Genomic DNA, 14,900 nt, shown 5'->3' with positions numbered 1-14,900 from the left:
ATGAGCGAAGTATTGGCAACATATCTTCTGACAGACACAACGGACAGTGAAAAGCGGGCGGAACAGATTGCGGCGGGGCTGACGGTAGGCTCCTGGACTGACCTGCCCCTGGTGAAGCAGGAACAGCTCAGAAAACATAAAGGGCGGGTCGTAAAAGTTGAGGAGAAAGAAGGAACCTCAGAAAACGAAACACAATCCGTCATCACCATCGCCTATCCCGAGGCGAATTTTTCAAGAGATATTCCGGCCGTCCTGACGACGGTATTCGGAAAGCTGTCACTGGACGGAAAAATAAAATTGACTGATCTTGAATTTTCCGAAGGGTTTAAACGCTCCCTTCCCGGGCCGAAATTCGGTATATACGGCATCCGCAAACTGCTGGGCGAATTTGAAAGACCGCTTCTGATGAGCATATTTAAAGGCGTGATCGGACGGGATCTCGCCGACATTAAAGAACAGCTCAGACAGCAGGCGCTCGGCGGCGTGGATCTGATTAAAGATGATGAAATTTTCTTTGAAAATGAACTGGCTCCGTTTGAAACCCGCATTATCGAAGGAAAACAAGTCCTGAAGGAAACCCGGGAGGAAACGGGGCATAAAACGCTGTATGCCGTAAACCTTACGGGAAGGACCGCTGAATTGCGGGATAAAGCGAGGCGCGCGGCAGAACTCGGGGCGGACGCGCTTTTATTGAATGTGTTTGCTTACGGTTTAGATGTGATGCAGAGCCTTGCTGAGGACAGGGAAATCCCGCTTCCGATCATGGCGCATCCGGCAGTCAGCGGCGCGTTCACATCATCTCCCGTTTACGGCTTGTCGCATGCGCTTTTGCTCGGCAAGCTGAACCGCTATTGCGGCGCTGATTTCAGTTTATTTCCGTCACCTTACGGATCCGTTGCTCTTCCGAAGGAGTCCGCGCTTGCAATCCATGATGAATGTGTAAAAGACGATGTCTTTCATCCGTCGTTTGCCGTCCCGTCAGCAGGCATTCACCCCGGTATGGTGCCATTGTTGATGCGCGATTTCGGCATCGATCACATCATCAATGCCGGCGGAGGCATTCACGGCCACCCGAAAGGAGCCGAGGGCGGCGGAAAAGCGTTCCGCGCCATCATTGATGCGGTGCTTGAAGCGCAGCCGATTGAAGAAAAAGCCGCGTCGTGCAAAGATCTTCAGCTCGCATTAGACAAATGGGGAAGGGTGGAAGCCGTATGACCCGCACACCGCTGATTATTTGTGATTTCGACGGAACGGTCACCATGAACGACAACATTGTCAGCATGATGAAACAATTCGCGCCTCCTGAGTGGCTTGAATTAAAAGACGGTGTTCTGTCTAAAAGCATATCAATCCAAGAAGGAGTCGGACGGATGTTCGGACTGCTGCCGAGCAGCTTAAAAGAAGAACTGACCGGCTTTATCCTGAAGGATGCGAAAATACGGGACGGCTTTTTGGATTTTGTCTCGTTTGTCCGGTCAAACGGCCTCCCGTTTTATATCGTAAGCGGGGGAATGGACTTTTTTGTGCATCCGCTTTTGGAAGGGATCGTAGAAAAGGAGCGGATTTTCTGCAATCATGCATCCTTTGACAATGAATATATTCATATAGACTGGCCGCATGCCTGTGACGGAGATTGCACCAATCAATGCGGCTGCTGCAAACCGTCAGTCATCCGAAAGCTATCCGATCAGCAGAAATTTCTCATTATGATCGGTGATTCGGTCACGGATGTTGAGGCTGCAAAGTTATCCGATATGTGCTTTGCGAGAGATTATCTAATGACTGAATGCAAAGAACTCGGCCTCCGGCATCTGCCTTTTCAAGATTTTCATGAGGTGAAAACAGGCATTGAAAACATCGGGGAGGTGCAGGCATGGCTGCAAAAGAAGAACGCTGGCGCGAACTTGCCGAGGTAAAGCGCGAGCTGGCTGAAAGAGACTGGTTCCCGGCAACGAGCGGGAATCTTTCCATCAAAGTATCCGACGCGCCGCTGACTTTCCTCGTTACGGCGAGCGGAAAAGACAAACGAAAAGAAACAGACGAAGATTTTCTCTTAATCGATGAGTACGGGAAGCCCGCTGAGACCGACCATTCTTTAAAACCTTCAGCGGAAACGCTTCTCCATACTTACTTATACCAAAAGACAGACGCCGGCTGCTGTCTGCATGTCCATACCGTCAATAATAATGTCATCTCAGAGCTTTACGGGGATGAAAAACAAATCACTTTTCAGGGGCAGGAGATGATTAAGGCGCTCGGATTATGGGAGGAAAAAGCGTCCGTGACCGTTCCGATCATTGACAATCCGGCGCACATCCCGGCATTGGCCGAAAACTTCGCGCACCATGCGGCCGCCGGCTCAGGCGCGGTGTTAATCCGCAATCACGGCATTACGGCATGGGGGCGGACCGCATTTGAAGCGAAAAGGGTGCTGGAAGCCTATGAATTTTTATTCAGCTGTCACCTCAAGCTTCTGTCACTTCGGCCGCAGCTGGTAAAATAAAAGGAGGAATAGAAAATGGCGACCATCAGAATTCATGACGAAAAGAATACGCTCATTGAAAAACAGGAAGAAGTAGCGCGCTTCTTAGACGAACAAGAGGTGATCTATGAGCAGTGGAACATTGAAAAACTTCCGTCTGAGCTTTCGGAAAAATACGATCTAACCGAAGATGAAAAAGAACGGATTCTCGCGGCGTTTGACACGGAGATTCAGGACATTTCAGCCCGGCGCGGATATCAGTCTCAGGATGTCATTTCTTTATCAGACACCACGCCGAATCTTGATGAATTATTAAAAAATTTCCAAAGAGAACATCACCACACGGATGATGAAGTCCGCTTTATCGTCAGCGGACACGGCATCTTCGTCATTCAAGGCAAAGACGGCACATTTTTCGACGTCCGTTTAAATCCGGGAGATTTGATTTCAGTTCCGGAGAACATCCGCCACTACTTTACGCTTCAGGAAGACCGCCGGGTCGTCGCAATCCGAATCTTCGTGACGACTGAGGGCTGGGTGCCGATTTACGAAAATGAAAGTGTGCAAAACTGATAGACGCCCGAACCTCTCATGCACCCGCCGGCATGAGAGGTTTTTTATTGTAATATAAAGTCAGCTTTGGCTGTTTTTTAATTCTTGAATATGCCGCATTCTGTTTATATCATTACCCGAATGGGTATTATTCTCTTATTCATGCTAAAGATTCCAATATGAAATGAAAAAATAAGTTATTTAGTAAAAAAATGTTTACAAATAAAGTATAATCTGTAATAATGCTCAATAACCCAATCAAACTTGTTTCCTATTCTTTTAGCGGTGAGGGGTGAAGTGAATGGGCAGTTATTCTGAACAAGAAAAATTGCTTCTATCTATTGATAAAAAAAGAAAAATGATGATAGATGCGGCTAACAGGCAAGGGTTTACAGGATATGACACGATCAGGCACAGCCAGGAACTGGACTGTCTGATGAACGCGTATCAGCAGCTGGTAAACCGTGATCGTACACATCACCAAGGAATACAGGGCCTTGTGAAGAAAATAGGCTTGTTCTCCCGCGGTGACGTCATGCCTGCATATGAAGCAAACAAATGATTGATGATAAAACAGATAACGAAGACTGAATGCGCTTCCTGATCAAGCGCCGCATCCGAAAGATGACCGCGTACAGTCAGCACATTTTTCCGCTGGCACGGCTCACGAAGCGCCTCGTACTATCTGCCGGCTATGATGCCGCTCCTCTCGTATATCCTCTTACACATATTCTTCTTTAAATAAAAAACACCCCGATCCAGGGTGTTTTTTTCATCGAGAAGCGGCAGGGAGGGTAATGGTGACCTCTGTGCCCTTATCGACTTCGCTTTGAATGTCAATCGAACCGCCGTACATCAGCATGATTCGTTTACATACGACAAGGCCGAGGCCGGTGCCTTTTTCCTTTGACGTTACAAACGGAAGAAAAATGTGCTCAAGCATATCTTCAGAAATGCCCATTCCGTTGTCGGCCACCTTAATAACTGCTTTATGATCGCGGGCTTCTAAATAGATGGACAGCCGGCCGCCTTCCTGCATGGATTCCAGCGCGTTTTTCGCGACATTTAAAATCACCTGTTTAATATGGTCTTTCGTGCAGTTGACCTTGAGCGGCCGATTGACGAGAATCTCCACATTCACTTCCACATTGTACAGATTCCCTTCAGAATAAATAATCGGCATAATCTCATCAAGAATATCCTGCAGCGAGTTCACTTCCAACCGTTCAGCAGTAGGTTTTCCAAGCACTAAAAACTCACTGACAATCTGATTGATCCGTTTAATCTCCTGCTCAATAATTGAGAAATACAGCTGATCTTCCTCCGATTTGTATTTTTTCTGCAAAAGCTGAATGAAGCCGCTGATCCCTGTAAGCGGGTTGCGGATTTCATGGGCGGTGCTGGCGGCAAGCGTTCCGATCAGCTCCAATTTCTGCGCTTCATTTTGAGCGCGCTCCAGCTGGGTCTTGCGCTTAAGCAAATAATATTGAACGAGGATGAACAGAATATTCAGCAGCACGGCAATACTGGACATCGGCAGCAGCACGCTTTTGGTCAGCTCATTCAGCTCAACCGGTTTCGGATAAACATTGATATTCCAATTAATATCATCCAGATAGCCGCTGACCGGTTTCACACCTTCTGATTGATCAGCCCGTCCGCTGGCAAATATCACTTTATTCTGATTGGTTGCCTTGACATAAACGTCAGGGCTCAGCATATTGATCATATTTCTCAAATAATCGACTTGTATGGCGGCTACTAAATAATCCGTGACTTCCCGTTTTGCGTCTAACACCGGCACGCAGATCGTGAAGATGCGCTGGCCTGTAATTCTGCTGGAGTAGTCATTTGTGATGACCGTTTTTTTCGTCTTTTTCGCCTTCGTAAAATACGGTCTGTCGGCCAAATTCACCTTTGATTTCAGATCAGTCGTGCTTGCGATGACATCACCTTTGGAATTCAGCATATACAGACCGCTGAATCTGGGTTCATCCTCAAAAGCCTGATCGAGAATGTCAATGATCTTTTCTTCATTGACAGGCTTATCGACAGCGATCGCAAGTGTTGTCATCCGGGCTTTTGTTTCACCGATTAAATAATTGAGCTTATTGCGGTGAAGGTTGAGCATCATACTGGCTTCCTGTATGTGTTTATCGGCTATTTTCTGCTTTTCTTTTTCATAAATGAAAAAGCTGATAATAAGTGCCGGGATGATCACCAATATGAGATAAAGCTTGATCTTTCCCCGGGCACCTTTAAATGTATTCACTCTGCATCGCTCCAACATTACACTTGAATAGAGGTATTATATCATTTTTATACTTCTTTAATAAGAAAAAATAACCAAAATGATAGAAAAACAAATTATTTTATTAAGGTCTGACAAAAAGAAGAGAAATTTTGGAAACATTTTTGTTGACATTTTTCATTTTGTTTATTAATGTTTCTCTGTAACGGTTTCTTTTGTAAAAGGATGATTGAATGTATGACGGATAAAACAGAAAACTCATTGAAATTATTTATTGTACTGTCACGTGCGTACCGATCTATTAACGACCATATGAATAAACATATTCATAAGCACGGCCTGAACCCGACGGAATTTGCGGTGCTTGAGCTGCTGTACCACAAAGGCAACCAGCCGCTTCAGCAGATCGGCGACAAAATTTTATTAGCGAGCGGAAGTATTACATACGTTGTTGACAAATTAGAGAAAAAAGAACTTCTCATCAGAAAAGCCTCGCCGACTGACAGAAGAGTGACTTTCGCACAGATTTCCGAAAAGGGAATCCGTCTTTTGGACGATATTTTCCCTGATCATGCTGACGAAATTAAAGAAATGATCAGTGTGCTGAGTGATGAAGAGATAGAAATGTGTACGGAAATGCTGAAAAGAGTGGGGTTAAACGCTAAACATTTTCATCAGAAATAAAAAAGGAAGCCATTTGAAAGGCTTCCTTTTTTATATTACTGATTTTGGTCAGTCGCGGCGTTTCTAGGCTGTATCAATACCTCGACGCGCCTGTTTTTGCTGCGCCCTTCGGCGGTTTTGTTCGACACGGCCGGTTTATACTCTCCGAAACCTTTGGCGCTGAATACTTTTGCGTCAAGTTTCGGGTTTTCCGTGAGAATAGCCATGAAGTTGACGGCCCGCATGACGCTTAAATGCCAGTTAGATTGATATTGTGAGTTTTTAATCGGTACATTGTCCGTATGTCCGCTGATAATAATGTTCCTTGGCGGATTCAGCACAAGGAGATTCGAGATTTCCTTGGCAAGCGGAATATCTTCCTGACGGATATCCGCCCGTCCGGAATCAAAAAAGATACTGTCTTTAATGGTAATTAAGAGTCCTTCTTTAGTCAGCTTTGTTTCCAGCTGAGTTTCAAGCTTTTTATTTTTTATAAATTGATTGACTTGCTTTTGCACGCCTTCAAGTTCTTCGCGGTCGGCTGCTTCTCTTTCTTTCTTTTTCTGTTCTTTATCTTTTTCCTTGTCTTTTTTTAACTGATCAACGCCGTCTTTTTCGTTTTCAGGAGGGGTGACGCTTGAATATTCAAGAACACCCGTGCCTCCGGTAAACACGGCGTTAAATGATTTAGACAGCATTTGGAATTTCGCCGCATCGACCGAGCTCATGGCGAACAATACAATGAACAGAGCCAAAAGAAGGGTGAGCAAATCCGCGTACGGGATCAGCCAAGACTCATCCACATGCTCGTCATCATGCTTCTTCTTCTTTTTTCTCGCCATTGTTTGCCTCTCCTTCTTGTTCAGCGACTTTTGCGCGTTCATTCGCAGGAAGATACATGAGAAGTTTTTGTTCGATCACTTTCGGGGCCTGTCCTTCAAGCACTGACAGAACGCCTTCGATCATGATTTCACGCAGTTTGACTTCCTGCTTTGATTTGCGTTTCAGTTTGTTGGCGAAGGGATGCCATAGTACATATCCTGTGAAAATCCCGAGAAGGGTGGCGACAAAAGCCGCACTGATGGCATGTCCGAGCGCCTCGGTATTGTTCATGTTGGAAAGAGCCGCGATAAGGCCGATGACCGCACCCAAAACGCCGAGTGTCGGCGCATATGTGCCGGCTTGTGTAAAGATGGCTGCGCCGGCCTGGTGTCTGTCTTCCATCGCTTCAACTTCCTCAGTCATAATATCTCTGATAAATTCTGCGCTTTGTCCGTCAACCGCCATACTCAGGCCGTTTTTCAAAAATGCGTCATCCACGTCTTCAATGCTTGCTTCCAATGCGAGCAGACCTTCACGTCTGGCGATTTGCGCCCATTGAGAGAACATAGGAATTAATTGCGCAATTGTCAGCTGTTTGTTTTCTTTAAACAGCACTTTAAAAAGGGCAGGCACTTTTTTGATTTCTTTTCCGGGGAATGCGATGATCACCGCAGAAATCGTACCGAACAAAATAATCAGAATAGCTGCCGGGTTAGCGAGTGCGCTTAAGCTGACCCCTTTCAGCACCATGCCCACGCTTAAAGCAATCAAGGCGAGGATGATACCGATAATCGATGTTTTATCCATAGTTTTCACCAAATCCTTTATACTAGCTTTCTATGGTTAATATCGGTGGCAGTGCATGGAACTTTAGGGTGATTGAGAAATTGTTCCCGAATTCTTCACAGTTTCTCCCTTTCGGCATGGAGAAAGAAACAAAAAAGCGGCTCCCCGCGAGGAGGGAACCGCTTTTTTCTTATTGTGCCCGGACTTTGATGCCGTCCTCTTCCATTACGACATGGAAGGCTTTTATTTCGTTGTCATCCAATAAGAGATCTGTCATTTCGTCCTCGATCAATTCTTGGATGGTTCTTCTGAGCGGGCGTGCTCCGAAAGCTGGGTGGTAGCCGATTTCAGCGATTTTTTCTTTCGCTTCGTCCGTTACGCTCAGGCTGATGCCGCGCTCTTTTAATGTGTCTTCAAGCTCTGTGAGAAGCAGGCTGACGATTTTCACGAGATGTTCTTTTTTCAGGGATTGGAATTCAATGATGCTGTCAAACCGGTTTAAAAACTCCGGTTTGAAGAACGCGCTCAGTGAATCAATCAGCGTTTGTTCCTCCAGGACGCTCTCTTCAGATTGGAATCCGACTTTCACCTGTTTTTCGCCGGTTCCAGCGTTGCTTGTCATAATCAAAACGGTATCTTTGAAGCTGACCGTTCTGCCCTGGCTGTCTGTCAGACGGCCGTCCTCCATAATCTGCAGAAACATATGCTGGACATCAGGGTGGGCTTTTTCAATCTCATCGAGCAGCACGATGCTGTACGGATTGCGGCGCACTTTTTCCGTTAATTGACCGGCTTCATCGTGTCCGACATATCCCGGCGGTGAACCGATGATTTTTGATACGGCGTGTTTTTCCATGTATTCACTCATATCGAGACGGATAATGGAATCTTTTGTACCGAACAGTTCATCTGCGAGTGTCTTTGATAACTCGGTTTTTCCGACTCCGGTCGGTCCGACAAAGAGGAAGGAGCCGACAGGTCTGTTTTTGGATTTTAAGCCGGCGCGGCTTCGTCTGACCGCTTTCGCCACTTTTTTCACGGCTTTTTCCTGACCGATGACGCGCTGATGAAGATGCTCTTCAAGTTCCTTCATTTTGACTTGTTCATCAGCCTGGAGTTTTCCGACCGGAATGCCTGTTTTCTGTTCAATGATGGCTTGAATATGCTCCGCCCCGATTTCAGGTGAAGAGGCCGGTGTTTCATGCGCCAGCTGCTTTTCCAACGCCGCTTCTTCATCACGCAGTTTCGCGGCAAGCTCATAATTTTCTTCATGAAGCGCTTTTGTTTTCTCCGCGTCAATTGCTTTGAGTCTCTCAGCCGCATCTTCTTCATTTACGGTATCAAGCTCCAGGTTCGCCTTAGAGCCGGCTTCATCTAATAAGTCGATCGCTTTATCCGGCAGGTGGCGGTCCTGAATGTAACGGGATGAAAGCGTAACACAGGCGTTTATCGCTTCATTGCTGAATGTGACGCCGTGGTATTTCTCGTATTTATCTTTAATGCCTTCCAGAATGCTGATGGCTTGTTCTATTGTAGGCTCGTGAACCATGACAGGCTGGAAGCGTCTTTCAAGCGCCGCATCTTTTTCAATCTGGCGGTACTCTTTCAGCGTTGTCGCCCCGATGACCTGCAGCTCGCCTCTGGCAAGCGCCGGTTTCAGGATGTTCCCGGCATCCATTGATCCCTCGGCAGAGCCGGCGCCTACAAGAAGGTGAATCTCGTCAATGAACAAGATGACGTTTTTCCGTTCTTTTAATTCGTTCATTAATTGTTTCATTCTTTCTTCAAACTGGCCTCTGATCCCTGTATTGGCGACGAGAGAAGCGACGTCAAGCAGGTAAAGCTCTTTGTTTTTCAATTTGTTCGGCACATCGCCTTCAGCGATTTTAAGCGCGAGGCCTTCTGCAATAGCCGTTTTACCGACGCCCGGCTCACCGATCAGCACCGGATTGTTTTTATTCCGGCGGTTCAAAATTTCAATTACGCGCGCCACTTCATGATCGCGGCCGATCACAGGGTCAATCAGACCTGCTTTTGCGCCGTTTGTGACGTTTTGAGCGAGCTCGTCGAGCAGGCCTTTTTCAGAGCCGGCCTGCTGTTTATTTTGATTGGGAGCGAAACCTTGCTCAAACGGGAATCCGAATGATTGTGGCCCCATGCTCATAGACGGTTTTCGGGTTAATTCTGTATAACATGTTTCACATAAAACGAATTGTTTTTGAATGGAATTGACTTGCATGTTCAGGCGAATCGTCGCCTCGTTTTTCTGACAATGTTGACAACGCATTTGCCAAAACCTCCTCGAAAAATGTTTGATCATCTTTGACCAAATGGATTAGAAAATAAGGTCTTAACTTTGACCTTCTTTGATTAATAGTATACTCTGACCTTCTTTGACTTTCAAGTGTTTTGTTTCAAACCCTGAAAAATAAATGTTTACAGCATGATAAGTGATATTTGTGAGGTTTGATTATTTTTGACCAATATAGTCAGAAAGGAAATGAAATGTTTTGACCTTTCTTGATGAAGAGTATACGCCGGCCCTTTTTTTCTTTCAATATTTTTGCTTAGAGGAGAGAGCTGAATCTGTTTTCTCCGGGGAAGGACGATTTGTTCGTCTTTTCGGGCGACTTGTCTCATAAGCATATATAAAGGCCTGGACAAATCTGCGCTTAGCCGGAGGGTGAAATGGGACAAACAAAAGGTTCTGCAAGTCAGCTTGCATTTGTATACGTAGGCACGGTTGTAGGAGCCGGTTTTGCCACGGGACGGGAAATCGTTGAGTTTTTTCTGAAGTTTGGCTGGATCGGTCTGTTCGGTATCGTGGTAAGCGGTCTGATGTTTACATATTTAGGCGCCAAAATCATGATCATTTCCAAACGGATTCATGCAGCATCTTATCAGGAATTGAACACATATTTATTCGGCCAGTCCATCGGCCGCGCCGTGAACATGTTTATGATGTTTATATTGCTGGGAGTGACCTCTGTCATGCTGTCCGGAGCGGGAGCGCTGTTTCATGAACAGCTTGGCTGGTCCGCACAAGCGGGGATCCTTCTGACGATCGTACTGAGCTTTGCCGTCATGACAAGCGGCGTTAAAGGTGTGTTCGGCGTCAATATATTGGTTGTGCCGCTTTTAATTTCCTTCTCTTTTATCGTGACAGCAGATTCATTTGTATTTACAAGCACGAGAAACGCGGACGAATGGGTATGGCCTGACAAGTGGAATTGGCTTTTGTCCGCCGTCTCTTACGGCGCGTTAAATTTATCGCTCGCCCAAGCCGTGCTTGTGCCGCTTGCGAATGAAATGTCTTCAGAGAAGGTGATCCGAAGGGGGGCTTATTTTGGCGGCGTTCTGTTGACACTGGTGCTTGCCGCGAGCTTTTTATCATTATCGGTGCTGCCGGATGTGCTGGAGTTTGACATTCCGATGGCTCAAGTCGTCTATTCGTATTCGCGTTCGCTTCATATCATTTATTTGTTTATTATTTTCGGAGAAGTGTTTACGTCGGTCATCGGTAATTTATACGGATTGGAAAAACAATTAAACAGTTTTCTTCATATAAAAAGTACATATATTTACGGCGGCATTTTGGCGTTTGCTTTCATTATCAGCCAAATCGGCTACGGACAGCTGATTTCCACCGTTTATCCGGTGTTTGGGTATGTGAGCCTCGCTTTCATCGGCGCATTGATTTGCAAAAAAATCCCGAAAGAAAAATAAGGATATAAGGAAAATGTCTGTATTTTTTGGGAATTCCCCTTCTTTTTTCCTGACATTTCTGTATAATGAATTGGGAAATGATGGGGAGGAGTAAGAGATGAAAGCTCGACGTGTATTATTGGGATTTATTTTTATTTGTATCGGCATTGCGTTTTTTTTACAGAGGGCGGGAGTTATTCATATATCCGCAGGTTCGGCGTGGCCGTTTCTTTTCATTATAATGTCCGCAGGGTTTCACGCCGGATTTATTTTTGCGAAAAAAACGCCTGACCAGGCGGGACTGCTCGTTCCGGGCGGTATGTTTTTTGTGCTGGGCTGCCTGTTTTGTTTTGAAACGGCAACGGGATGGACGTATTCAGGCGTGACGTGGCCTGTTTATATATGGGCGCCTGCTCTCGGTCTGTTTGAGCTGTGGTATTTCGGCGGGAGGAAGTTAGGTGTATTGATTCCTGCTTTCATCCTGACAGCCGTGGGAGCACTATGCTTTGCCGGTATGCTGATGACGGGGCTGTGGCCGCTTTTGATCATCGCAGCCGCGCTTTTGTTTCACGCCGCTGCCTTTATGCAGCCGAAAAAAAGATCGGGCCTTCTTATTCCGGGCGGCATTTTGCTTGTGACGGGCGGGTTGTTATGGTTTGAAACGCTGACGGATTGGACATACGCAAATGTGACATCGCCTGTCTACCTCTTTGCCGTTGCGTTCGGCCTGTTTGAAGCCTGGCTGTTCGGCAGAAGGCAAAGAGGGCTTTTGACTGCTGCGGCGGTTCTGTGCGCCGCGGGCATTTTCGGCATATTCACCAATGCAAATGAAGCCATCAGCGAACGCGGCTGGCCCGCTCTCATTCTTTTGCTGGGCGCCGCTTTTCACATTCCGATTTTCGGCCCGAAACCTGTCAAAAACGCAGGACTTCTTGTACCGGGCGGCATCTTATTGATTACGGGGATCTTGTTTGTCTTTGAAACGGCAACCAATTGGTCCTACTCCGGTGTGACATGGCCTGTTTACCTGCTTGCAACGGCATTCGGTTTATTTGAGCTGTGGCTGTTCGGCGGGAAACAGAAGGCGCTGCTCATCCCGGTTGCGGTGCTGACCTTGACAGCACTTTGCTTTATGATGACGAATCAGCCGATCATTCCGGTTTCTGTTTTCTGGCCTGCTTTATTTGTTCTGATCGGGATTGCGCTGATGGTATTTCCGGGGAAAAAACGCGGGGCTTAAACCCGCTTTTGCAGCCTGACACAGGGTTCAGGCTGTTTTTTTATTGTCACGGGAAACAACATTATGGTATGATAGCAAAAGTGAAAAAAGAAGAAAATCCGTATTGATGCGGGAGAGGTTCTAGCTACACCCTCTATAAAAAACTAAGGACGAGCTGTATCCTTGGATACGGTTTTTTTATGTTTTTTTAGGGCGCCTTCTCCGAAAAAGGCGCTTTTTTTATGGAATGATAGATAAGGGAGAGAAAGACATGAAAAAAGAAAAAGCAGTTGTGGTGTTCAGCGGAGGCCAAGACAGCACGACTTGTTTATTATGGGCTATGCAAAACTTTGAAGAAGTGGAAACCGTTACATTCCATTATAATCAGCGTCACCAAGAAGAAATCGATGTGGCAAAATCGATTGCCGAAAAGCTCGGTGTCAAAAATCACTTGCTTGATATGTCTCTTTTAAATCAGCTCGCGCCGAATGCGCTGACAAGAGATGATATCGAAATTGAAGCGAAAGACGGGGAACTGCCGACAACCTTTGTACCGGGACGCAACCTTGTATTTTTATCCTTTGCATCGATTCTTGCATATCAAATCGGCGCGCGCCACATTATCACCGGTGTTTGCGAGACTGATTTCAGCGGCTACCCGGACTGCCGTGACGAGTTCGTCAAATCCTGCAATGTCACCGTCAACCTGGCGATGGAAAAGCCGTTCGTCATTCATACGCCGCTTATGTGGCTGAACAAAGCGGAAACGTGGAAACTTGCGGATGAGCTCGGCGCGCTCGATTTTGTAAAGAATAACACACTGACTTGCTATAACGGCATCATTGCGGACGGATGCGGCGAATGCCCGGCATGCCTGCTCCGCAATAAAGGATATGATGAATATATGAAAATGAAAGGAGAGCGAAACTAATTGCTTTCTCAAATTTATCCGCAGGTTCAGCATCCTTATTCGTTTGAGTTGAATAAGGACATGCACATCTCAGCCGCGCACTTTATTCCCCGCGAAAGCGCCGGAGCGTGCAGCAGAGTCCACGGGCACACGTATACAGTAAATATTACAGTTGCGGGGGATGAACTGGACGATTCGGGCTTTCTCGTGAATTTCAGCGTGCTGAAGAAATTGGTGCACGGCGCTTATGACCATACATTGCTGAATGACCATGAGGAATTTTCTGATGATGACAGATATTCACTGCCGACGACCGAGGTCGTGGCCAAAACGATTTACGATAAGGTGCAGTCCTACCTCGAAACACTGGAGAATCAGCCGGTCTGCGTGCAGATTTTTGTCAGGGAAACCCCGACAAGCTATTGCGTATACCGCCCGAAAAAAGGTGATAGGAATGGCTAAAGGAATTCCGGTATTAGAAATTTTCGGACCGACGATACAAGGGGAGGGCATGGTTATCGGCCAGAAAACCATGTTCGTCCGCACGGCGGGCTGCGACTACTCTTGCAGCTGGTGCGACTCCGCTTTTACATGGGACGGCTCTGCCAAAAAAGATATCCGCTGGATGACGGCGGAAGACATTTACCGCGAGCTGAGAGAAATCGGTGGAGACGCTTTTTCCCATGTCACCATCTCAGGAGGAAACCCGGCGCTGTTAAAGCAGCTTGACGCGCTGATTCTGCTGCTGAAAGAGCACGGGGTGCGCGCCGCTTTAGAAACGCAGGGAACGGTCTATCAGGATTGGTTCACAATGATTAACGACCTGACGATTTCACCGAAGCCGCCAAGTTCGGGGATGACAACCGATTTTGCAAAGCTCGATCACATTGTGTCTTCACTTGATGCGGCAGAAAGGCTTAACGCGGTCAGCTTAAAGGTCGTCATTTTTAATGATGAAGATCTGCAATTCGCGAAAACCGTGCACAAGCGGTATCCGAATATCCCGTTTTATCTTCAGGTCGGAAACGATAACGTCCATACGACGGACGACCGGGCATTGATCGCACATCTGCTCGGAAAATACGAAACACTCGTTGATAAGGTTTCAGCCGATTCGGATCTGAATCTCGTCAGAGTCCTGCCTCAGCTGCATACGCTGCTTTGGGGCAATAAACGGGGAGTTTAATAGAAAGGGAGATTTATATGACAAGAAAAGAATCAGAATTAGAAGGAGTTACGCTCCTGGGGAATCAAGGGACAAACTATTTATTTGAATATGCGCCGGAGGTTTTGGAATCATTTCCGAATAAACACGTGAACCGTGATTATTTCGTTAAATTCAACTGCCCGGAATTTACGTCGCTTTGCCCCAAAACGGGACAGCCGGATTTTGCAACCATCTACATCAGCTATATTCCGGACGAAAAAATGGTGGAAAGCAAATCGCTGAAGCTGTATCTTTTCAGCTTCCGCAACCACGGAGATTTCCACGAGGACTGCATGAACATCA

General features: G+C 46.5%; 16 protein-coding genes and 1 riboswitch. Of the genes, 12 read left to right on the top strand and 4 right to left on the bottom strand.

The window, feature by feature from the left end:
- The 5 genes from mtnW to spo0E all read left to right on the top strand — a co-directional run bounded on the left by mtnW (position 1) and on the right by spo0E (position 3,596).
- Positions 1 to 1,215 carry a 2,3-diketo-5-methylthiopentyl-1-phosphate enolase gene (mtnW, locus tag D5S11_RS08635; RefSeq protein WP_015239734.1) on the top strand — a complete coding sequence of 405 codons (1,215 nt, stop codon included), beginning with the start codon at positions 1 to 3 and terminating at the stop codon, positions 1,213 to 1,215.
- Positions 1,212 to 1,916, top strand: coding sequence for a 2-hydroxy-3-keto-5-methylthiopentenyl-1-phosphate phosphatase (gene mtnX / locus D5S11_RS08630; RefSeq protein ID WP_047935655.1), 705 nt, complete (start codon positions 1,212 to 1,214; stop codon positions 1,914 to 1,916). The genes mtnW and mtnX overlap by 4 nt, the downstream gene beginning before the upstream one ends.
- Positions 1,874 to 2,503 (top strand): methylthioribulose 1-phosphate dehydratase, encoded by a 630-nt coding sequence (locus D5S11_RS08625; RefSeq protein ID WP_108725004.1) that lies wholly within the window; start codon positions 1,874 to 1,876, stop codon positions 2,501 to 2,503. Before mtnX ends, D5S11_RS08625 begins: the two co-directional genes overlap by 43 nt.
- Positions 2,504 to 2,518: 15 nt before the next feature.
- Positions 2,519 to 3,055, top strand: coding sequence for a 1,2-dihydroxy-3-keto-5-methylthiopentene dioxygenase (locus D5S11_RS08620; protein WP_108725003.1), 537 nt, complete (start codon positions 2,519 to 2,521; stop codon positions 3,053 to 3,055).
- A gap of 280 nt (positions 3,056 to 3,335) precedes the next feature.
- Positions 3,336 to 3,596, top strand: a complete 261-nt coding sequence (gene spo0E / locus D5S11_RS08615) for an aspartyl-phosphate phosphatase Spo0E (protein WP_007408464.1) — start codon at positions 3,336 to 3,338, stop codon at positions 3,594 to 3,596.
- 210 nt (positions 3,597 to 3,806) lie between these two features.
- Here spo0E and D5S11_RS08610 read toward each other — a convergent pair whose 3' ends face one another.
- The gene (locus D5S11_RS08610; RefSeq protein ID WP_046559543.1) at positions 3,807 to 5,324 is read right to left on the bottom strand and encodes a sporulation kinase KinD; all 1,518 of its coding nucleotides are present in this window, start codon (positions 5,322 to 5,324) and stop codon (positions 3,807 to 3,809) included.
- Positions 5,325 to 5,522: 198 nt separating this feature from the next.
- On the opposite strand from D5S11_RS08610, the gene mhqR reads away from it, so the two are divergent.
- Positions 5,523 to 5,969 carry a MarR family transcriptional regulator MhqR gene (mhqR, locus tag D5S11_RS08605; RefSeq protein ID WP_007408463.1) on the top strand — a complete coding sequence of 149 codons (447 nt, stop codon included), beginning with the start codon at positions 5,523 to 5,525 and terminating at the stop codon, positions 5,967 to 5,969.
- 35 nt (positions 5,970 to 6,004) lie between these two features.
- On the opposite strand, the gene motB is transcribed toward mhqR, so the two are convergent.
- The 3 genes from motB to clpE form a co-directional block, all read right to left on the bottom strand.
- Complete coding sequence (gene motB, locus D5S11_RS08600; RefSeq protein ID WP_003154685.1) at positions 6,005 to 6,790, bottom strand: flagellar motor protein MotB; 786 nt, start codon at positions 6,788 to 6,790, stop codon at positions 6,005 to 6,007.
- A complete protein-coding gene (gene motA / locus D5S11_RS08595; protein WP_007408461.1) occupies positions 6,762 to 7,577 on the bottom strand; it encodes a flagellar motor stator protein MotA in 816 nt (271 codons plus the stop codon). The genes motB and motA overlap by 29 nt, the downstream gene beginning before the upstream one ends.
- Positions 7,578 to 7,746: 169 nt before the next feature.
- A complete protein-coding gene (gene clpE / locus D5S11_RS08590) occupies positions 7,747 to 9,843 on the bottom strand; it encodes an ATP-dependent protease ATP-binding subunit ClpE (protein ID WP_007408460.1) in 2,097 nt (698 codons plus the stop codon).
- A 401-nt stretch (positions 9,844 to 10,244) separates the two neighbouring features.
- Here clpE and D5S11_RS08580 point away from each other — a divergent pair, with 401 nt between their 5' ends.
- The 6 genes from D5S11_RS08580 to queF form a co-directional block, all read left to right on the top strand.
- Positions 10,245 to 11,282: a YkvI family membrane protein gene (locus D5S11_RS08580; RefSeq protein ID WP_020953988.1), complete on the top strand. Its 1,038-nt coding sequence runs from the start codon at positions 10,245 to 10,247 to the stop codon at positions 11,280 to 11,282.
- Positions 11,283 to 11,379: 97 nt separating this feature from the next.
- The gene (locus tag D5S11_RS08575) at positions 11,380 to 12,501 is read left to right on the top strand and encodes a hypothetical protein (RefSeq protein ID WP_085341937.1); all 1,122 of its coding nucleotides are present in this window, start codon (positions 11,380 to 11,382) and stop codon (positions 12,499 to 12,501) included.
- 108 nt (positions 12,502 to 12,609) lie between these two features.
- Positions 12,610 to 12,654, top strand: a riboswitch (PreQ1 riboswitch).
- Positions 12,655 to 12,751: 97 nt separating this feature from the next.
- Complete coding sequence (queC, locus tag D5S11_RS08570; RefSeq protein WP_047935659.1) at positions 12,752 to 13,411, top strand: 7-cyano-7-deazaguanine synthase QueC; 660 nt, start codon at positions 12,752 to 12,754, stop codon at positions 13,409 to 13,411.
- Entirely contained in the window at positions 13,412 to 13,852 is a 441-nt protein-coding gene (gene queD, locus D5S11_RS08565) for a 6-carboxytetrahydropterin synthase QueD (RefSeq protein ID WP_014417585.1), read from the top strand.
- On the top strand, positions 13,845 to 14,576 hold the full coding sequence (queE, locus tag D5S11_RS08560) for a 7-carboxy-7-deazaguanine synthase QueE (RefSeq protein ID WP_003154676.1): 732 nt from the start codon (positions 13,845 to 13,847) through the stop codon (positions 14,574 to 14,576). Before queD ends, queE begins: the two co-directional genes overlap by 8 nt.
- A gap of 17 nt (positions 14,577 to 14,593) precedes the next feature.
- A partial coding sequence (queF, locus tag D5S11_RS08555) for a preQ(1) synthase (protein WP_128424613.1) occupies positions 14,594 to 14,900 on the top strand: 307 nt, incomplete at its 3' end.

The organism is Bacillus sp. L75, assembly GCF_003676355.1.
GTDB lineage: Bacteria > Bacillota > Bacilli > Bacillales > Bacillaceae > Bacillus > Bacillus velezensis.
Note: the sequence above shows the minus strand (reverse complement) of the source record. Positions and strands in the feature narration are given on the sequence as shown.